The organism is Halopseudomonas sp. (assembly GCF_038130085.1).
GTDB lineage: Bacteria > Pseudomonadota > Gammaproteobacteria > Pseudomonadales > Pseudomonadaceae > Halopseudomonas.
The window spans coordinates 91,357-111,441 of record NZ_JAYPMU010000004.1 but is presented as its reverse complement, the minus strand read 5'-3'; the positions used below and the strand labels follow the sequence as shown (position 1 = coordinate 111,441).

Genomic DNA, 20,085 nt, shown 5'->3' with positions numbered 1-20,085 from the left:
TTATTTTGCGTAGGTCAAAAGGTTGTGTGAAAGCCGTCGTTGGATGGGGGTAAAAGCAGCGCATAGCCTGTGGGTAAATGTGCCTGTTATCCACAGGGTGGTTTCACCTCAGCCTGTCCCCAGGGTTATCGACTGGGTTGAGGGCGGGTTTTCCACAGACCTTATCCGCCGGTTTTTTTACCCTTGCCGCGCTGTTGAGGTGCACAGTGCTCGCTATCATGTGCAGATTGCACACCTTTTTCAGTTCCTTTCCTGCCACATGGCCGGGAAAGCCACCTGCTGGCACAGCGGTTGCTAAATCACCCTCGATGCACGTCTGCAGGGCTGCAGGCACCCTTTCACCATGCGGAGATACCTTAATGAATCAGTCAGAGCACACCACGGATCCGGATTACCCGTTGAGCGCGGTGCCGGACACAGCACGCAAGAGCATGTGGTCGATGAGCTTCGTGTTGCTGGGTTTCACCTTTTTCAGTGCCACCATGTGGGCGGGCGGTAGCGTTGGCGCTGCCTTCGACTTTTCCACCACGCTATGGATTTTGCTGATCGGCAACCTGCTGCTGGGTGCCTATGCGGCAATCCTTGGCTACATTGCCGCGCGTTCTGGGCTGAATACTGCGCTGATGAGCCGCTACGCCTTTGGCGAGATCGGTAGCAAGTTGTCTGACTTTATTCTTGGTTTCACTCAGATTGGCTGGTACGCCTGGGGCACGGCGACTATGGCGCTGCTGCTGGTGAAAATGACCGGCCTGCCGGAGAACCTGACGCTGCCGTTGATGGTGGTGTTTGGGTTTGGCTTCTGTATCAGCGCCTTTGTTGGCTACCGCGGCCTGGATCTGCTGTCGCGTTTTGCCGTACCGGCAATGCTGATCCTGATTGCGGTGAGCCTCGGGATCGCCACCAAAGACGCCGGTGGGCTCTCGGGGTTGAGCGCTATTGCCCCCAGTGCTGAGCTGAGCGTTGCGGCAGCCATCACGATGGTGTTCGGTACCTTTGTCAGTGGCGGAACGCAGGCCACCAACTGGACCCGCTTTGCCAAATCCGGCAAGGCAGCGGTCATCGCTACCCTGGCCGCGTTCTTTATTGGTAACGGCCTGATGACGCTGGTTGGCGCCTTCGGTGCATTGGTCTATCAGCAGGCCGATATCGTCGACATTCTGGTGGCGCAAGGACTGGCAACACTGGGTGTCTTGATGCTGTTCCTGAATCTGTGGACCACCCAGGACAACACCGTCTACAACTTTGCCGTCGCCGGTTGCAACCTGCTGCGTACCGAGCGCCGCCGGACCATCACCGTTATCGGCGCAGCGATCGGCACCCTGCTGGCAGTACTGGGGATGTACGAGTGGCTGATTCCCTTCCTGATTCTGCTCGGCACCTTTATTCCGCCAGTAGGTGGGGTGATCATGGCCAACTACTTTGTGACCTGGCGTGGCCGTTATGGTGAGCTGGGTAGCACCACCCTGCCCGCGTTTAATCTGGTTGGCCTGGTTGCCTACGCCCTCGGCTCACTGGTGGCCTACAGCTCCAACTGGATTGCGCCAGTGGTTGGTGTACTGGTAGCAGCCGGGTCTTATGCCCTGATCGCACTGCTGGTCAGCGCGGTGAAGGAGCGTCGTGCTACCCAGATGAGCAACCTGTGAGTCCCTTGCTGCGTACCGAGGATGTCCCGTCATTGCCGGGGCTGGGTGCCATCCGCCTGCGTGCCGGTCACGCCGGTGCGCAGCGTATTGTTCGCTGGCCTTATGTCGCGGAGAACCGTTCGTTTACCCCCTGGATCAAGGGGGGCGAACTGGTATTCATTACCGGGATTGGTCGCCACCACAGCGTCGACAACCTGTTTGAACTGCTTTATGAGGGGGCCGCGGCCAAGGTCGCCGGGCTGGTGATTCTGACCGGTGATGCCTATATCGCTCGCTTGCCCACCGCCCTGCTTCGATTGGCTGACCAGCATCAGCTGCCTTTGCTTGAGCAGCCGTATTCGTTGCCGATGGTGACGGTGACCGAAGTCATTGGCCGTGCCATTGTGCAGCGTGAGCAGCTGGCTTGGAGAGAGGCCGAAAGCCGGGCGACCAACCTGCTGGAGAAGCTGCAGCTGCGCGTAGGTGACGCAGGCGCCCGAGCCGAGTTTGTTGCTCCCTGGTTTGCCGAACATCAGATGCTGTTGCAGCAGCTGGCACCGACCCTGGATGCCTGGTTGCGCCATGGTGGGAATGTCAGTGCCGCAGCCGCTGCACTGGGCAGTCATCGCAACTCGGTGCGCAACCGCCTGGATCGGCTGTTTCGCGTCACCGGGCTGAACCCAGCCAACCCCACAGACCTCTACAACCTTATTCTGGCTCATGTGCTGTTGTACGAGCCCGTTATTACACCCGATTTTGGAGATACCCCATGACCCAGACTCTGTCTGCCATCATTAATGCTCGCCTGCCCGGCCAGAGTGGCCTGCATCGGGTCGAGATCAACGCTGGCCGCTTCAGTCAGATCAGCGCGCAGCCAGAAACCATGCTCGTAGCAGAAGGTGAGCTGGATGCCGCCGGCAATCTTCTGCTGCCGCCCTTCGTCGAACCGCATATTCACCTGGATGCCGCGTTGACCGCCGGGCAGCCACGCTGGAACCAGAGCGGTACCCTGTTTGAAGGTATCGAGTGCTGGGGCGAGCGCAAGGCAATGCTGAGCCGCGATGATGTCATCAGTCGCGCCGAGCAGACGCTGAAGCTGTTTGCTGCCCATGGCATTCAGTATGTGCGTACCCACGTTGATGTAACCGATCCGCAACTGACTGCATTGCGCGCCATGGTCGAGGTGCGCGACCGCGTGCGTGAATTTGTTGATCTGCAGATTGTTGCTTTCCCGCAAGAAGGCATTTTGTCCTTTCCGGGCGGCAAAGACCTGATGAAGGAAGCGGTGACCGTGGGTGCCGACGTGATCGGTGGCATCCCCCATTTCGAGTTCACCCGCGACTACGGCGTGGAGTCGGTCAAGCTGTTGATGGATCTGGCGGAAGCCAATGATTGCTTGGTGGATGTGCACTGCGACGAGATTGATGATCCGCAGTCGCGCTTCCTTGAAGTACTGGCCGCCGAAGCATTGAGCCGTGACTACGGCAGCCGGGTCACCGCCAGCCACACTTGCGCCATGCATTCGTATGAAGATGCTTACTGCAGTCGCCTGTTCCGCCTGCTCGGCAAGTCGGGCCTGCGCTTTGTCGCCCTGCCAACCGAAAATCTGCACCTGCAGGGCCGCTTCGACGGTTACCCGAAACGTCGTGGTATTACTCGGGTACCCGAGCTGCTGGATGCTGGCCTCAAGGTCTGCTTCGGTCAGGATTCGATCCGTGACCCGTGGTATCCGATGGGTAACGGCAATCTGCTACGCACCTTGGACGTGGGTTTGCATGCCTGCCATATGCTCGGCATGGAGCGGATCGAAACCGCGCTGGAGATCGTCACCGATAACGGTGCCGCGGCGCTGAACCTGAATGAGTACGGTATCGCGGTCGGTAATCCGGCGCGTTGCATGGTGCTCAATGGCAGCACACCGTATGAGGTGCTGCTGAATCAATCACCGGTACTGGCTTCGGTACGCGATGGTCGCTGTCTGGTGCAGCGTGCCGCGCCGGTGCACGAGGTTAGCGGTTGGGAGTGAGCCGCCCGCGTGTGACGCGGCTCACTTACCGATACAGAAACTGGAGAAGATCCGCCCAAGCAGGTCATCGGCTGAAAACTCGCCGGTGATCTTGCCGAGCGCCTGCTGGGCCATGCGCAAATCCTCGGCCAGCAACTCGCCCGCGCCCATCAGGGTCAGCTGATCATGGCCGTGCTGGAGATAGTCAGCAGCTTCTTCCAGCGCCTCAAGATGTCTGCGGCGCGCACTGAACAGGCTTTCGCCGGTTTGCTCAAACCCCATGCAGGCCTTCAGGTGCTCGCGCAGCAGGTCAATGCCGTCGCCCTGACGTGCAGACAGGTGCAGCACAACCGAACCGTCGTCAGCGGTTTCCACAGAAACCGATTCCCCGGTGACGTCGACCTTGTTGTAGATCAGGGTGACCTTCGCCGGATCAGGCCGTTGCTCAAGGAACTCGGGCCAGAGCAGCTCCGGGTTCTTCGCTTCTGGCTGACTGGCGTCGACCATCAGCAGAATACGGTCCGCTTCGCTGATCGCAGCCATCGCCCGTTGCACGCCGATGCGCTCGACCTGATCTTCGGTATCGCGCAGACCGGCGGTGTCGATAATGTGTAGCGGCATACCGTCGATGTGGATATGTTCGCGCAGAATATCCCGGGTGGTGCCGGCAATGTCGGTGACGATGGCACTCTCGCGTCCGGCCAAGGCGTTGAGCAGACTGGATTTACCCGCGTTCGGGCGACCGGCGATCACCACGGTCATGCCGTCGCGCAGCAGCGCCCCCTGCCCGGCCTGGCGCTGGACCTGCAGCAGATCGGCTTGCACTGTCTGCAACTGACTGAGTACATGGCCGTCGGCCAGAAAGTCGATTTCTTCTTCGGGAAAATCGATAGCTGCTTCGACATAAATGCGCAGGGCAATCAGCGCTTCAGTCAGGCTGTGGACCCGTTGCGAAAAAGCCCCCTGCAGCGAGTTCAAGGCGTTGCGTGCAGCTTGTTCGGAGCTGGCCTCGATCAAGTCCGCGATGGCTTCGGCCTGGGCCAGGTCGAGCTTGTCGTTGAGAAAAGCCCGTTCACTGAACTCACCGGGTCTGGCCTGGCGAGCGCCGGCGGCCAGACAAGCCTTGAGCAGCAGATCCATGACCACCGGCCCACCATGCCCCTGCAGTTCGAGTACATCTTCACCGGTAAAGGAATGCGGAGCCGGAAAGAACAGCGCGATACCTTCGTCCAGGGTCTGCTCGCCAGACCAGAAAGGGCCGTAATGGGCATGGCGCGGTTGGGGATCGCGACGGGCAATACGCTGGGCAATTTCTCGCGCTGCGGGGCCCGAGACCCGAATGATGCCAACACCGCCCTGGCCAGGAGCAGTCGCCAGGGCGGCAATAGTATCGGCGTGATAAGGCTTGCTCATGGCGACTCCGGTGTTTTCAGTGGATAGCAAAACGCCCCGTAAACGGGGCGTTTGACTGGCGGTAAGCCGGACCTTAGTCCTTGCTCGCAGCGCCCTTTTCGATCTGGCGGGTAATGTACCACTGTTGTGCGATCGACAGACAGTTGTTGACCACCCAGTACAGCACCAGACCAGCCGGGAACCACAGGAAGAAGAAGGTGAAGACAATCGGCAGCATCTTCATGACCTTGGCCTGCATCGGGTCCGGCGGCGTCGGGTTCAACTGCTGCTGCAGGAACATAGTCGCGCCCATGATGATCGGCAGGATGAAGTACGGGTCCTTCAGCGACAGGTCAGTGATCCAGCCCAGCCATTCCGCCTGACGGATCTCAACGCTTTCCATCAGCACCCAGTACAGCGCGATGAACACCGGCATCTGCACCAGAATCGGCAGGCAGCCACCGAGCGGGTTGATCTTCTCCTTCTTGTACAGCTCCATCATGCCCTGGGACATTTTCTGACGGTCATCGCCGTACTGTTCACGCAGTGCCTGCAGCTTTGGTGCGACACGACGCATGTTGGCCATGGAACGGTAGCTGGTCGCTGACAGCGGGAAGAAGATCAGCTTGATCAGGCAGGTCAGCAGGATGATGCTCCAACCCCAGTTGCCGACGAAGCCGTGGATCAGGCTCAGTACCCAGAACAGCGGCTGGGCGATCCACCACAGGAAGCCGTAATCGACGGTCAGTTCCAGACCGGGAGAAATGGCTTTCAGGTCATCCTGAATCTTCGGACCGGCATAGAAACCGGCGGAGATGGTGCGCTGTTCGCCAGGCGCAACCTGTACCGACGGGCTGGTGAAACCGACGATGTAATTGCCACCGCGATCCTTCAGGGTACGGTAGGTGTGCTTGGTTTCGGAGTCAGGAACCCAGGCGCTGACAAAATAGTGTTGCAGCCAGGCTACCCAGCCACCAGACACGCTCTCGCTCAGCTGCTTGTCATCCAACTCGGACAACTTCAGCTTGGTGTAGGAACCATCGGCGCTCCAGTAGGCTGCACCCAGGAAGGTTGCCATACCGGTCGCAGTGGAACTGGATGGGTCACCGCTGCCATCACGCTTGATCTGGCCAAACAGGCTGCCACTCCAGGCTTGGCTGCTCTGGTTGTCGATCAGATAGCTGACATCGACCAGGTAGCTGCCACGGGTAAAGGTGAAGCGTTTGGTGAACGCGACGCCATCACTGTTCGCCTTCAGGTCGACCACCAGCTGCTGCTCGCCGTCGGCCAATGTATAGCTGTTCTGCTCAACACTGTAGCGCGCGCGGCCGGTCGATTTGTCCGGACCCTGTTGGCCAGTCAGGCCGCTCTGAGCAACGTAGGTGCGGTTGCTCGACTGTTCCAGCAGTTGGAACGGCAGGTCTGGGCGATCTTTGCGGGTCGGGTATTCAGGCAGAGCCAGCGAGACGATATCGCCACCAACCGGGTTGATGCTCAGCTTGAGGGTATCGGTTTGTACCTGAACCAACTGACCGTTGGCAGCCGGAGTAGTTACCTCGGCTGGAGCCAGGGCTTCGCCGTCGGCGTTGATTGCGGCAGGAACATCGCTGTTCGCTTGAGCGGCTACTGCCGTCGGGTCACCAGGAAGATCGCTGCTGTCCTGCGGCGCCATTTCAGTCTGGGCGGCGGGCGCAAGATCCTGCTGAACAAAATCCTTGTTCCACTGCACCACCATCAGGTAGGTGATAACCAGCAGAGCACCAATGAGGATATTTCGTTGGAGGTTCATGGTTTGTTGGCCATTCGGGTAGGTCGGTTGGCAGAAGCTGGGGGTACCGGATCATATCCACCGGGATTCCATGGGTGGCAACGTCCGAGGCGGCGAGCGCTGAGCAAGCCCCCTTTAAGAAGACCATGCTGTTCGATGGCTTCCTGGGCGTAGCAGGAACAGGAGGGATAGAAACGGCAGTGACTGGCCATCAGGGGACTGATAGCGTAGCGGTAAACCTTGATCAGCCCTAACGCGATGCTACGCATTGGATGATGGGAGTCCAGGGTCACGTGAGCGGTTTTTGGCGGCAGATTTGATCAGCCTGCGCCACATGCTCTGATACAGAGCATGTAACGCAGCATTGTCCAAGTCGCCTACGCCCTTGCGGGCAAGTACGACAATGTCCAGATTGCCCAGTTCAGCACGATGCTGCCTGAACGATTCACGAGCAATACGTTTGACCTTGTTACGGTCTACCGCATGCCGGACATTTTTTTTGGCAATGACCAGACCCAGTCGCGCGTGGCTCAGAGAGTTTTCTCTGGCCAACAGCAGCAGACTGGGTCCTGAGGCTTTGCAGGTGGCTCCATCGAATACAGTCTTGAACTGAGCAGGTTTGAGCAACCTGTGTTCAGGGCCGAATCCGAGATCCACCTGGTTACCGGGTCTTAGGCTGACAGGCGTGCACGGCCTTTGGCGCGACGGCGAGCCAGAACAGCACGGCCGTTCTTGGTAGCCATGCGAGCACGGAAACCGTGGGTGCGCTTGCGCTTCAGTACGCTGGGTTGGAACGTTCTTTTCATCTTCAGATACCTGAGTAAGTTACATCAGAGCAAAGTGCCCCTTCGAGGGACCGGCAATTCTAGAGAAAAAGGGACCCAAGGTCAATTTCCTTTCGACGTCTCTTGGATATAGAAAAATATATGAAAAGAGATTTTTTAAAAGATAAAAGATATAGCTATGTATGAGGACCGGTTTTTCTGTGGGTAACCCGGATTTTCCTTTTTCAGTCAGTAGCTTGGCGAAAGTACAACGTTGTTGAAAAGCGGTTGTTGAAGATGGTGCTCTCCTGTGGCCTGCTTGTGGATAAAGTGGGGTGATATCCACAGGTGGAGTTATCCCCATGAATGCCAGGCCGTTTCCAACAGAGTTGTTGGTGCGTTGTCCACAGCTTCCACGACGCCTTATTTCAGGGGGCGCAGGGATTTATTGAGCACTGGAGGCGAGTTCGTAGGGTTGCCGCCCAGGTACTTTTTTATCGCTGCGGCGAGCACGCGTGTGGATAAGTAGGGGGGGAGCAGATAGAATAGAGCGCTCTGCCAGCGCCGCTTTCCACAGCTGGTAACGGTCCATTTTGTATTCAATAAAAACCGCTGGTTTCAGCGGTCCCGGGGGAATTCAGTGTCTGTTGCACTTTGGCAGCAATGCATCGATTTTTTGCGTGATGAGCTACCATCTCAACAGTTCAATACTTGGATTCGCCCGTTACAGGTTGATGGCGATCAGACTGAAATTCGCCTGTACGCGCCCAACCGCTTCGTGCTCGACTGGGTCAACGACAAGTACCTCAATCGCATTCAGGAGCTGATGGACGATTTGTCCCAGGGCCAGGCGCCGATGGTGTCCTTGATGATTGGCAGTCGTCGTGCGGCACCCGCTGCTGCACCCGCACCAGTGGTTGCGCCGGCCACTCGCCCTGTCGAGGCGTCTGCGCCACCTGCTCCGATCCCTGTGGCGGCCCCTGTGACTCCGGTTGTGGTTGAGTCTCAGCCGCAACCCAGAGTCGATCATAGTGGTACAGCCGAGGCTGCTGCCGAACTGGCTGGCAATACGGCAGAGGCGCCGCAGGCGCCCCCCGCACTGATCAAGCACACCAGCCTGCTGAATCGTAGCTTTACCTTCGAGAACTTCGTTGAGGGTAAATCGAACCAATTGGCGCGCGCAGCTGCCTGGCAGGTCGCTGATAACCCGAAGCATGGCTACAACCCCTTGTTTCTATATGGGGGTGTGGGTCTGGGTAAGACTCACCTTATGCACGCGGTTGGTAATCACCTGCTAAAGAAAAATCCGGCTGCCCGGATCGTCTACCTGCACTCCGAGCGTTTTGTCGCCGACATGGTCAAGGCGTTGCAGATGAACGCGATCAACGATTTCAAGCGCTACTACCGCTCGGTTGATGCGCTGCTGATCGACGACATCCAGTTCTTCGCTAAGAAGGAACGTTCGCAGGAAGAGTTCTTCCATACGTTTAACGCGCTGCTTGAGGGTGGTCAGCAGGTTATTCTTACCAGTGACCGCTATCCGAAAGAAATCGACGGTCTTGAAGAGCGCCTGAAGTCGCGTTTTGGCTGGGGACTCACCGTTGCGGTCGAGCCGCCGGAGCTTGAAACCCGCGTCGCAATTCTGATGAAGAAAGCGGAGCAGTCACGGGTCGACCTGCCCCATGACGCTGCTTTCTTTATTGCCCAACGTATTCGCTCCAACGTCCGTGAGCTCGAAGGCGCCCTCAAGCGAGTAATTGCCAGCGCCCACTTTATGGGGCGTGATATCACGATTGAACTGATTCGCGAATCGCTGAAGGATCTGCTGGCCTTGCAGGATAAATTGGTCAGTATCGATAATATTCAGCGTACTGTTGCCGAGTACTACAAGATCAAGGTGGCCGACGTGTTGTCCAAGCGTCGCTCACGTTCTGTTGCACGGCCGCGTCAGGTTGCGATGGCTCTCGCCAAGGAGCTGACGAACCACAGCTTGCCTGAGATTGGCGATGCCTTTGGCGGCCGCGATCACACAACGGTGTTGCATGCTACGCGCAAGATCGCGGAGTTGCGTGAGACGGACGCGGATATCCGCGAGGACTACAAGAATTTGTTGAGGACGCTGACGACCTGAGTTCGTCAGCCCACATCACTGCCAACCAGCACGAGGTCGAAGGAAGACAATGCAATTCACCATTCAGCGAGAAGCTCTGTTGAAGCCCCTGCAACTGGTTGCGGGTGTTGTGGAACGCCGCCAGACCCTGCCGGTTCTGTCCAACGTATTGCTTGTGGTTGACGGCAATACCCTGTCGTTGACCGGGACAGATCTCGAGGTCGAACTGGTTGGCCGCATCGCACTGGAAGAAGCGAGCGAGGACGGCGAAATCACCGTTCCTGCGCGCAAGTTGATGGATATCTGTAAATCGCTGCCCGATGACGCCACCCTGAATTTCAAGGTCGAAGAGGGTAAGGCGCTGATCAAGGCTGGCCGCAGCCGCTTTACCCTGGCGACACTGCCGGCTGATGATTTCCCCAATGTTGAAGATGGTCCAGGCGCAATGAGTTTTGCCGTCAGCCAGGGCAAGCTGCGTCGACTGATCGATCGCACCAGCTTCGCCATGGCTCAGCAGGACGTTCGTTACTACCTGAACGGCTTGCTGCTGGAAATCAACAACGGTCAGCTGCGTGCGGTTGCTACCGACGGTCACCGCATGGCGATGTGCACCGTTGACGCGAACATCGACTACCAGGAACGTTATCAGTTGATCGTGCCGCGTAAGGGCGTGCTCGAGCTGGCGCGACTGTTGGGCGAAGCGGATGATCTTGTTAACGTAGTGCTCGGCACGCATCACATTCGCGCGACCACCGGCGACTTCACCTTTACGTCCAAGCTGGTCGACGGCAAGTTTCCGGATTATGAGCGTGTTCTTCCGCGTGGCGGCGATAAGGTTGTTGTCGCTGATCGTCACACGCTTCGCGATGCGTTCAGCCGCACAGCGATTCTGTCCAACGAGAAGTACCGCGGTATTCGCCTCACGCTGGAATCTGGCCAGCTGAAGATCCAGGCGAACAACCCGGAGCAGGAAGAGGCTGAAGAAGAAGTGATGGTCGACTACAGCGGTGCACCGCTGGAGATCGGCTTTAACGTCAGTTACCTGCTGGACGTGATGAACGTCCTCGGGCACGAACAGGCCAAGCTGGTTTTGTCTGACGCCAACAGCAGTGCGTTGGTCCAGGAAGCGGAATCAGACGAAAGCCTCTACGTCGTCATGCCGATGCGTCTCTGACGCGCAATGCCGCTATCTCGTTTGTCGGTCACCGCGGTGCGCAATCTCCACCCGGTGACCCTTCTCCCCTCTCCCCGCATCAACCTCATCTCCGGTCCGAACGGCAGCGGTAAAACCAGCCTGCTTGAGGCCATACACATTCTGGGTCTCGCTCGTTCCTTTCGTAGCACCCGTTTGCAGCCGGTTATTCAGTACCAACAGGACAGCTGCACGGTTTTCGCTGAAGTCTTTCACGCCGCTGGCACCAGTACCAAAATTGGTATTGCACGCAATCGTCAGGCTGATTATGAAATTCGAATCAACGGACAGCACGCACGCGGTACTGCCGAGCTTGCAGATATTCTGCCGCTGCAGTTGATCAACCCTGATAGCTTTCGATTGCTCGAAGGCGCGCCCAAGCAACGTCGTCAGTATCTCGATTGGGGTGTGTTCCACGTGGAACATCGTTTTCTCTCGGCGTGGCAGCGCCTGCAAAAGAGCCTCAAACAACGGAATTCGTTGCTACGACGTGGTAGAATCGAACGTTCGCTACTAGCCCCTTGGGAGGCTGAGTTGGTTGCCTCTGGCGAGCAGATTGATGCGTTCCGCCAGGCGTATTTACAGCAACTCAAGCCGGTGTTCGAGGGTGTGTTGGGGGAGCTGTTGGAGATAGACGGGCTTACGCTCAGCTACTTCAGAGGCTGGGACCGTGAGCGCGGGCTTGCTGAGGTCCTCGACTCACAGTTTGATCGTGACCTTTCCCTTGGGCATACCCAGGCTGGACCACAGCGCGCTGACCTTCGTTTGCGTGTTAATGGGATGAATGCAGCAGAGGTGCTCTCCAGGGGGCAGCAGAAGTTGGTAGTGTGTGCGATGAAGATCGCACAAGGCCGTCTGCTCAGTTTGATGCAACGGCAGCGAGATTGTGTTTTTTTGGTCGACGACCTGCCCTCTGAGTTGGATCGTCACCATCGGCAAGCGCTGTGCCGCTTGCTCGAGTCGCTCGATTGCCAGGTATTTATCAGTTGCGTCGATGCGGATTCGTTGAGTGAATGCTGGCAAGCAGACACACCCTTATCCATGTTCCACGTGGAACATGGGCACATTGTGCAGACCGAATGAAGTCTGGAGTTACTTAAGATGACCGATAACAAAGCCTATGATTCATCGAGTATTAAGGTTCTGAAGGGCCTTGATGCGGTGCGTAAGCGTCCCGGTATGTACATCGGTGACACCGATGACGGTACCGGCCTCCACCACATGGTCTTTGAAGTCGTCGATAACTCGATCGATGAAGCCTTGGCTGGTTACTGCAGCGATATCGACATCACTATCCACACTGACGAATCGATCAGTGTTCGCGACAACGGCCGGGGTATTCCGGTTGATGCTCACGAGGAAGGGGTGTCTGCCGCAGAGGTCATCATGACCGTTCTGCATGCCGGCGGTAAGTTCGACGATAACAGCTACAAGGTCTCTGGCGGTCTGCACGGTGTGGGCGTGTCGGTAGTGAACGCCTTGTCTGAGAAGCTGGTGCTGACGATCCGCCGTGAAGGCAAGGTCTGGGAGCAGACCTATGTACACGGCGTACCACAAGCGCCTCTGGAAGCCGTTGGCGATACCGATACCACGGGCACCCAGATTCACTTTAAGCCTTCAGCAGAGACGTTCAGCAGTATTTCCTTCAGCTGGGATATCCTTGCCAAGCGTCTGCGCGAACTGTCTTTCCTCAACTCTGGTGTTGGCATCAATCTGCGCGATGAGCGCACCGGTAAGCACGAGTTGTTCCGCTACGAAGGTGGTCTGCGTGCATTCGTTGAGTATCTGAACCACAACAAGAGCACCATCAACTCGGTATTCCATTTCAACCTGCAGCGTGAGGATGGTATCGGCGTTGAGGTAGCGATGCAGTGGAACGACAGCTTCAACGAAAGCATCCTCTGCTTTACCAACAACATTCCCCAGCGTGACGGTGGTACCCACCTGGCCGGCTTCCGTAGCGCCCTCACCCGCAGCCTCAATAGCTACATCGAGCAGGAAGGTCTGCTGAAAAAGCTCAAGGTCAACACCTCCGGCGACGACGCCCGTGAAGGTCTGACGGCAATCATTTCGGTAAAAGTACCAGACCCCAAGTTCTCCTCGCAGACCAAGGACAAGCTGGTTTCTTCCGAAGTGAAGACGGCGGTCGAGCAGGAAATGAACAAGTTTTTTGCTGACTACCTGCTGGAAAAACCCGGCGAAGCCAAAGCAGTTGTCGGCAAGATGATTGATGCTGCGCGGGCCCGTGAAGCCGCGCGTAAGGCGCGTGAAATGACCCGCCGCAAAGGGGCTCTGGATATCGCCGGTCTGCCGGGCAAGCTGGCCGATTGCCAGGAGAAGGACCCGGGGCTTTCCGAACTCTACATTGTGGAAGGTGACTCCGCGGGCGGTTCTGCGAAGCAGGGCCGTAACCGCCGGACCCAAGCGATTCTGCCCCTCAAGGGCAAGATCCTTAACGTTGAAAAGGCGCGTTTCGACAAGATGCTCTCTTCCGCCGAAGTGGGCACGCTGATCACCGCGCTTGGTTGTGGTATCGGTCGCGAAGAATTCAACATCGAGAAGTTGCGTTACCACAACATTATCATCATGACCGATGCTGACGTCGACGGTTCACACATTCGCACCCTGCTGCTGACGTTCTTCTTCCGTCAAATGCCGGAGCTGATCGAGAACGGCTACATCTATATCGCACAGCCGCCGCTCTACAAGATCAAGAAGGGTAAGCAGGAGCAGTATCTGAAGGATGACGAGGCCCTGGAAGAGTTCCTGACCCAATCGGCTCTGGAAGACTCTTATCTGTACGTTACCGAAGGCGCTCCGGGCATCACCGGTCAGGCCCTCGAACGTCTGGTACAGGAGTTCCGCGGGGTGATGAAGACCCTCAAGCGTCTGGCTCGTCTGTACCCGCAGGAGCTGATGGAGCACTTCATCTACCTGCCCCGCCTCACCGTCGAGAATCTGGCCGATAAAGCCTTTATGGAAAGCTGGATTCAGGGGTTCAGCGCACGGGTCGCGCCTACGGAACGGTCCGGTCAGGAGTTCCGTGTCAGCCTGCGTGAAGACCCCGAGCGCCACCTCTGGCTGCCGGAAGTCGAATCCATTACCCATGGGTTGTCGAACTACGTCACGTTCAATCGCGATCTGTTCGCCAGTAATGACTACCGCACAATGGCGGAACTGGGCGAGAAGCTGCAGACGCTGCTGGAACCCGGTGCCTACATGCAGCGTGGCGAGCGCAAGAAGCCGATCAGCACCTTCAAGGAAGCATTGGAATGGATGATGAACGAAACCGCTCGTCGCCATACCATCCAGCGCTATAAGGGTCTTGGTGAGATGAACCCGGAGCAGCTGTGGGAAACCACCATGGATCCGGAAAGCCGTCGCATGCTGCGGGTAAATATTGAAGACGCGATTGCTGCCGATCAGATCTTCAATACCCTGATGGGCGACCAGGTTGAACCGCGTCGCGAGTTTATTGAAAGCAACGCGCTGGCGGTATCTAACCTGGACGTTTGATCCGGGTATAGAAAAACCCCTTTAACTTTGCGGTTAAAGGGGTTTTCTTTGCCTGTCTTTCAGCGGAAATCGTCTGTTAGGTCGGAATCAGAGAACTCGTTGCCTGGCTCTGCAGGCTGGAATGACAGCTCGGTTTCCGCTTCAGGTTTCTGTTCCATCCCCATCGGCGGTTCGCTGCGGGTGTCGCTGAATTTGGACTTGAGCTTCAGATCGGTTGGCGAGTCGGCGTAGCGCAGCGCCATTTCCATGGTGATCTTGTCGTTGCTGAGCAACTCAAACAGGTGCTGGTCGAAACTCTGCAGGCCCGGCTCCTGGCCGCGGTTCATGGAGTCTTTGATTTCGGACAGCTCATCCCGTGCGATCAGGTTGCGAATATATGGCGTGCGCAGCAGTACTTCGACCGCCGCGACCCGCTTCTGGTGGGCGCCGGGCACCAGGCGCTGGGCGATGATGCCAGCGAGGTTCATCGAAATATCGCTGAGGGTCTGCTTGCGTTCCCCTTCCGGGAACAGGTTAACCACCCGCTCGATGGCCTGAACGCTGTTGGTAGCGTGCAGCGTAGCAACGACCAAGTGGCCAGTTTCGCTGTAATGCAGCGCATGCTGCATGGTGGCCTTGTCGCGGATTTCGCCGATCATAATGACGTCTGGCGACTCCCGCAGCACATTGCGCAGCGCGTGCGCGAAGCTCTGGGTATCGAGGCCCACCTCGCGCTGGTCGATGATCGACTTCTTGTGTCTGTGCAGGAACTCAATCGGATCTTCGATGCAGACGATATGGCCAGCGCGGTTGGTGTTGCGAAAGTCCAGCATGGCTGCCAGCGTGGTTGATTTGCCGGACCCGGTCGCCCCGACCACCAGAATCAGCCCGCGGTCCTTGAGAGCCAGTCGTTCGAGCTGAGCGGGCAGGCCCAGGTCTGCAAACGCGGGAATCTTGTGGCTGATGTGGCGCACCACCATGCCGACTTCGCCACGCTGGTAGAACACGTTGATGCGGAAGCGGCCAAGGTTCGGTAGGCCGACCGCGAGGTTCATTTCCTGCTCGCGCTCGAACTCCTCGATTTGCTTTTCGCTCATCACCTGCCAGGCCAGTTCCTTGACTGCACCGGGAGCCAGTGGCTGGTTGCCGAAGGAAAAGAAATCGCCTTCGCGCTTCAACGTGACGGGCGCGCCGACGCTGAAGAACAGATCGGAGCCGCCCTTTTCGGAAAGCGCACGGAGGTAGCGATTAATATCCATTTCAAGACACCGGTCTAACAGTTGATGAGTCTGCGCAAGTTCGCATAAGAGCCATCATTATGGACCAGTGATGGCTCAGGCGTCTCTCAGGCTTTGCAATTGCTGGTTGATCCAGGCTTCGGCCTGTTTGTTGGCGGCTACAATCGAGCGTGGGTCAGCGCCGTTCGGATAGATCGCCGGCCCAATCATTACCTTCACAGTGCCGGGCTTCTTGCCCCAGCCATGGCGAGGCCAGTGTTCGCCGGCGTTGTGGGCGACCGGGATGATCGGTGCGTTGTTGGCGCAGGCCAATGCGGCACCGCCACGGGAGAATTTAACTGTTTCCCCGGGCGCGATGCGCGTGCCTTCGGGAAAGACCAGAATCCACATGCCGCCTTTCAGGCGTTCGCCGCCGGTGCGGGTCAGTTGTTGCAGGGAATCGCGGGCGTTGCTGCGATCGATGGCAATCGGTTTCGCCAGTGCGAAAGCCCAGCCGAAGAACGGCACATAGAGCAGTTCACGCTTGATCAGCTGAGTTTGCGGGCGGAACAGGCGTGGCAGAAAGAAGGTCTCCCACGTGCTCTGGTGGTTAGCCAAGATTACCCCGGGCTGGTCCGGAATATTCTCGCGGCCAGTTACTTCGTAACGAATACCGACGATATTGCGCGCCAGCCAGACTGCAATGGCCGACCACCATTCGATAATCACCTTGATTCGCCAGCGTGCGCTCAAAAACAACGCGATCGGGGTAACCAGTACGCACCAGACGGCGGCGCTGGCCGACAGCAGCAGATAGAACAGAACGACGCGAAGGCGCATCAGCAGGGACATGTTCAGGATTCCAGAAGGTGGTCAACAACGGCTGCCAGGTCATCGAATACGTGGGTACCGGCGGGCAGCGTCTTGTGCTCGGTACTCGCGCCCTTGCCGGTGCGCACCAGATAGGGAGTACAACCGACGGCGCAGCCGGCTTCCAGGTCACGCAGACTGTCGCCCACGGTAGGTACACCGACGAGCGGCTGGGCAAAGTGCTTGGCAATCTGCTGAAACAGCCCAGGAGCGGGTTTGCGGCACTCGCAGCCGGCTTCCGGTGCGTGCGGACAGTAACGAATCAGGTCAACCTTGCCACCCTGCTCCGCCACCAGCTGGCACAGCCGGTCATGCATGCTTTGCAGGGTCGCTTCGCTGTAATAGCCGCGCCCGACACCGGACTGATTGGTGGCAACGGCGACGGTCCAGCCGGCCTTGCTCAGGCGTGCCATGGCGTCGATTGAGCCCGGCAGCGGAATCCACTCGTCGAGGGTTTTGATATACGCGTCGGAGTCCTGATTGATAACGCCGTCGCGGTCGAGAATGATCAGCTTCAAAACGACAAACCTCTGACTAACGAGTCGCCAGCGACAGACTAGGCTGCCGCTGGCGATCAGGCATCAACCCAGCAGGGAGATGTCGGCAACGCCGAGGAACAGACCGCGCAGACGTGCGAGCAGGGCGTAGCGGTTGGCTTTGACGGCGTCGTCTTCGGCGTTGACCAGTACCTGCTCGAAGAAGGCGTCTACCGGCGCCCGCAGGGCAGCCAGCTGCTCGAGTGTAGGCTGATATTGGCGCTGGGCTGCCAGCGGCGCTACCGCCTGTTCTGCAGCCTCCACGGCGCTTGCCAGTGCTTGCTCGGCGGCTTCGTGCAGGAGTGCAGCGTTGATGTCTTCGCTGACGCTACCTTCAGCCTTGGACAGGATATTGGACACGCGCTTGTTGGCGGCGGCCAGCGTCTCAGCCTCGGGCAAACGGCGGAATGCCTGAACGGCCTGCACGCGCTGATCGAAGTCGAGCGGTGAGGTCGGGCTCACTGCACGAACCGATTGATACACCGCCACATCGATACCTTCGTCCTCGTAGCGGGCGCGCAGGCGGTCGAAGATGAAGTCCTGTACCTGAGCGACCAGACCATCGGCCTTCACGCGGCTGCCGTACTGCTCAACCGCGGCTTGCAGCGCAGCGTTGAGGTCCAGTTCCAGTTGCTTCTCGATCAGGATACGCAGCACGCCAAGGGCGGCGCGGCGCAGGGCGTACGGGTCCTTGGAGCCGGTCGGCAGCATGCCGATACCGAAGATGCCGACCAGGGTGTCGATCTTGTCGGCCAGTGCAACGGCGGCACCGGTCAGGGTGCTCGGCAGTTCGGCACCGGCGCCGCGCGGCATGTACTGCTCGTTCAGCGCCAGCGCAACGTCATCAGCTTCGCCGTCGTGCTTGGCGTAGTAGTAACCGGCGATGCCCTGCAGTTCCGGGAACTCGCCGACCATTTCGGTAGCCAGGTCGCACTTGGACAGCAGGCCAGCGCGGGCGGCGCGCTCGGCGTCACCGCCGATCTTCGCGGCAATGACCCCGGCCAGGCTGGATACACGCTGGGCTTTCTCGAAGACGCTGCCCAGATCAGCCTGGAACACCACATTGGCCAGGCGCTCGTTGCGCGTTTCCAGCGGCTGCTTCTTGTCCTGCTTGAAGAAGAACTCGGCGTCGGTCAGGCGCGGGCGTACGACTTTCTCGTTGCCTTCGATGATCTGCGTCGGGTCCTTGCTCTCCAGGTTGGAGACGGTGATGAAGCGCGGCAGCAGCTTGCCATTGGCATCCAGCAGGCAGAAGTACTTCTGGTTGTCCTGCATGGTCGAGATCAGCGCTTCTTGCGGTACCTCGAGGAAGCGCTCCTCGAAGCTGCAGACCAGCGGCACCGGCCATTCGACCAGTGCGGTCACTTCGTCCAGCAGGTCCGCTGGAACGATTGCTGTGCCCTGTTGCTCGGCAGCCAAGGCATCGACGCGGCTCTTGATGAGCTCGCGGCGCTCGGCAAAGTCGGCAATTACGTGCGCGCTGCGCAGGGTCTCGGCGTAGGCCGCCGGGCTGGTGATGGCGATCTGATCCGGGTGATGGAAGCGGTGACCACGGGACAGGTTACCGGCCTGCTGGGAGAGAATCTCGCAGGGCACAACCTGATCACCGAGCAGCATCACCAGCCACTGGGTCGGGCGCACGAACTCGGTCTTGCGGGCGCCCCAGCGCATGCGCTTGGGGATTGGCAGAGCGGCCAGCGCAGCATCGACGATGCCGGGTAGCAGGTCGGTTGCCGGTTGGCCCGGAATGTTCTGTACGAAGCGCAGTTTCGGGCCGCTCTGGTCGATCTCGGCCAGGCTGACACCGCACTTGCGGGCAAAGCCTTCGGCGGCTTTGGTCGGGTTACCGTCGGCGTTGAACGCCGCCTGCAGCGGCGGGCCATCAAGCTGGGTGGTGCGGTCGGGCTGCTGGGTCGCCAGCGCTTCGACCAGCACCGCCAGGCGGCGCGGCGCAGCATAGTAGCGCGCCTTGCTGTAACCCAGACCAGCGTCTTTCAGGCCGCCTTCAACCCCGGCTAGAAAGGCTTCGGCCAGCTTTTTCAGGGCCTTGGGAGGCAGCTCTTCGGTACCCAGTTCAACGAGAAAATCCTGCGCCTGCATTATTCGGCCTCCTTCAGCTTGGCCAGTACTTCGTCACGCAATTCGGGGGTGGCCATCGGGAAGCCGAGGCGGGCGCGGGCCAGCAGGTAGCTCTGGGCAATCGCGCGGGACAGGGTGCGAACACGGAGAATGTAACGCTGACGCTCGGTTACCGAGATGGCACGGCGGGCGTCCAGCAGGTTGAAGGTGTGCGACGCCTTGATAACCATCTCGTAGGCTGGCAGCGGCAGCTCCAGTTCCATCAGACGGTTGGCTTCACCTTCATAGAAATCGAACAGTTCGAACAGCTTGTCGACGTTGGCGTGCTCGAAGTTGTAGGTCGACTGCTCCACCTCGTTCTGGTGGAACACGTCGCCGTAGCTGACCTTGCCGAACGGGCCGTCGGAGTAGACCAAATCGTAGACCGAGTCGACGCCCTGCAGGTACATCGCCAGACGCTCGAGACCGTAGGTGATCTCGCCAGTGACCGGATAGCACTCGACGCCACCGACCTGCTGGAAGTAAGTGAACTGGGTGACTTCCATGCCGTTCAGCCAGACTTCCCAGCCCAGACCCCAGGCGCCGAGAGTCGGCGATTCCCAGTTGTCTTCGACGAAGCGGATGTCGTGCACCAGCGGGTCGATACCGATGTGGCGCAGCGAGTCCAGATACAGCTCCTGGATGTTGTCCGGGTTCGGCTTGAGTACTACCTGGAACTGGTAGTAATGCTGCAGGCGGTTCGGGTTCTCGCCGTAGCGGCCGTCAGCGGGGCGGCGGCTGGGCTGTACGTAGGCAGCGTTCCAGGTTTCCGGGCCGATGGCGCGCAGGAAGGTAGCAGTGTGGAAGGTGCCGGCACCCATTTCCATGTCGTAGGGCTGCAGTACCACACAACCCCGCTCTGCCCAGTAGCTTTGCAGGGCAAGGATCAGTCCTTGAAAGGTGTGGACGGCTGGATTGGTCTGAGTCACGTGTTTCACCAGGTCGGGCTGTGAAATTGAGAAAGGCCGAAGTATACAGGATTGGAGCCGGGAGCAG

At 58.7% G+C, this 20,085-nt stretch carries 17 protein-coding genes; 7 read left to right on the top strand and 10 right to left on the bottom strand.

Features of this window, described 5'->3' with window-relative positions:
* Positions 1 to 359 precede the first annotated feature (359 nt).
* From codB to codA, 3 genes are read left to right on the top strand one after another with little or no spacing between them, the layout of a single operon-like run.
* A complete protein-coding gene (codB, locus tag AAFM31_RS04725; RefSeq protein ID WP_341706757.1) occupies positions 360 to 1,643 on the top strand; it encodes a cytosine permease in 1,284 nt (427 codons plus the stop codon).
* Positions 1,640 to 2,395 carry a PucR family transcriptional regulator gene (locus tag AAFM31_RS04720; RefSeq protein WP_341706756.1) on the top strand — a complete coding sequence of 252 codons (756 nt, stop codon included), beginning with the start codon at positions 1,640 to 1,642 and terminating at the stop codon, positions 2,393 to 2,395. Before codB ends, AAFM31_RS04720 begins: the two co-directional genes overlap by 4 nt.
* Entirely contained in the window at positions 2,392 to 3,648 is a 1,257-nt protein-coding gene (codA, locus tag AAFM31_RS04715) for a cytosine deaminase (protein WP_341706755.1), read from the top strand. The genes AAFM31_RS04720 and codA overlap by 4 nt, the downstream gene beginning before the upstream one ends.
* A 21-nt stretch (positions 3,649 to 3,669) precedes the next feature.
* On the opposite strand, the gene mnmE is transcribed toward codA, so the two are convergent.
* The 5 genes from mnmE to rpmH form a co-directional block, all read right to left on the bottom strand.
* A complete protein-coding gene (mnmE, locus tag AAFM31_RS04710; protein ID WP_341706754.1) occupies positions 3,670 to 5,040 on the bottom strand; it encodes a tRNA uridine-5-carboxymethylaminomethyl(34) synthesis GTPase MnmE in 1,371 nt (456 codons plus the stop codon).
* A 73-nt stretch (positions 5,041 to 5,113) separates the two neighbouring features.
* Positions 5,114 to 6,808, bottom strand: coding sequence for a membrane protein insertase YidC (gene yidC, locus AAFM31_RS04705; protein WP_341706753.1), 1,695 nt, complete (start codon positions 6,806 to 6,808; stop codon positions 5,114 to 5,116).
* Positions 6,805 to 7,056 (bottom strand): membrane protein insertion efficiency factor YidD, encoded by a 252-nt coding sequence (yidD, locus tag AAFM31_RS04700; protein ID WP_341706752.1) that lies wholly within the window; start codon positions 7,054 to 7,056, stop codon positions 6,805 to 6,807. The genes yidC and yidD overlap by 4 nt, the downstream gene beginning before the upstream one ends.
* Positions 7,049 to 7,444 carry a ribonuclease P protein component gene (gene rnpA, locus AAFM31_RS04695; RefSeq protein ID WP_341706751.1) on the bottom strand — a complete coding sequence of 132 codons (396 nt, stop codon included), beginning with the start codon at positions 7,442 to 7,444 and terminating at the stop codon, positions 7,049 to 7,051. The genes yidD and rnpA overlap by 8 nt, the downstream gene beginning before the upstream one ends.
* A 14-nt stretch (positions 7,445 to 7,458) precedes the next feature.
* Complete coding sequence (gene rpmH, locus AAFM31_RS04690) at positions 7,459 to 7,593, bottom strand: 50S ribosomal protein L34 (protein ID WP_083728495.1); 135 nt, start codon at positions 7,591 to 7,593, stop codon at positions 7,459 to 7,461.
* Positions 7,594 to 8,191: 598 nt separating this feature from the next.
* On the opposite strand from rpmH, the gene dnaA reads away from it, so the two are divergent.
* Genes dnaA through gyrB form a run of 4 tightly spaced genes read left to right on the top strand, consistent with a single transcriptional unit; the run spans position 8,192 to position 14,369 of the window.
* Positions 8,192 to 9,682: a chromosomal replication initiator protein DnaA gene (gene dnaA, locus AAFM31_RS04685; protein WP_341706750.1), complete on the top strand. Its 1,491-nt coding sequence runs from the start codon at positions 8,192 to 8,194 to the stop codon at positions 9,680 to 9,682.
* Positions 9,683 to 9,731: 49 nt separating this feature from the next.
* Positions 9,732 to 10,835: a DNA polymerase III subunit beta gene (gene dnaN / locus AAFM31_RS04680; RefSeq protein WP_341706749.1), complete on the top strand. Its 1,104-nt coding sequence runs from the start codon at positions 9,732 to 9,734 to the stop codon at positions 10,833 to 10,835.
* Positions 10,836 to 10,841: 6 nt separating this feature from the next.
* Complete coding sequence (gene recF / locus AAFM31_RS04675; protein ID WP_341706748.1) at positions 10,842 to 11,936, top strand: DNA replication/repair protein RecF; 1,095 nt, start codon at positions 10,842 to 10,844, stop codon at positions 11,934 to 11,936.
* A gap of 18 nt (positions 11,937 to 11,954) precedes the next feature.
* Positions 11,955 to 14,369 carry a DNA topoisomerase (ATP-hydrolyzing) subunit B gene (gene gyrB / locus AAFM31_RS04670; RefSeq protein WP_341706747.1) on the top strand — a complete coding sequence of 805 codons (2,415 nt, stop codon included), beginning with the start codon at positions 11,955 to 11,957 and terminating at the stop codon, positions 14,367 to 14,369.
* Between the two features lie 59 nt (positions 14,370 to 14,428).
* Here gyrB and AAFM31_RS04665 read toward each other — a convergent pair whose 3' ends face one another.
* The 5 genes from AAFM31_RS04665 to glyQ all read right to left on the bottom strand — a co-directional run bounded on the left by AAFM31_RS04665 (position 14,429) and on the right by glyQ (position 20,018).
* Positions 14,429 to 15,607, bottom strand: coding sequence for a PilT/PilU family type 4a pilus ATPase (locus tag AAFM31_RS04665; RefSeq protein ID WP_341706746.1), 1,179 nt, complete (start codon positions 15,605 to 15,607; stop codon positions 14,429 to 14,431).
* A 75-nt stretch (positions 15,608 to 15,682) separates the two neighbouring features.
* The gene (locus AAFM31_RS04660; protein WP_341706745.1) at positions 15,683 to 16,417 is read right to left on the bottom strand and encodes a lysophospholipid acyltransferase family protein; all 735 of its coding nucleotides are present in this window, start codon (positions 16,415 to 16,417) and stop codon (positions 15,683 to 15,685) included.
* 2 nt (positions 16,418 to 16,419) lie between these two features.
* Positions 16,420 to 16,953, bottom strand: a complete 534-nt coding sequence (gene gmhB, locus AAFM31_RS04655; protein WP_341706744.1) for a D-glycero-beta-D-manno-heptose 1,7-bisphosphate 7-phosphatase — start codon at positions 16,951 to 16,953, stop codon at positions 16,420 to 16,422.
* A 63-nt stretch (positions 16,954 to 17,016) separates the two neighbouring features.
* Complete coding sequence (gene glyS, locus AAFM31_RS04650; RefSeq protein WP_341706743.1) at positions 17,017 to 19,071, bottom strand: glycine--tRNA ligase subunit beta; 2,055 nt, start codon at positions 19,069 to 19,071, stop codon at positions 17,017 to 17,019.
* Positions 19,071 to 20,018, bottom strand: coding sequence for a glycine--tRNA ligase subunit alpha (gene glyQ / locus AAFM31_RS04645; RefSeq protein ID WP_083728303.1), 948 nt, complete (start codon positions 20,016 to 20,018; stop codon positions 19,071 to 19,073). Before glyQ ends, glyS begins: the two co-directional genes overlap by 1 nt.
* Positions 20,019 to 20,085 lie beyond the last annotated feature (67 nt).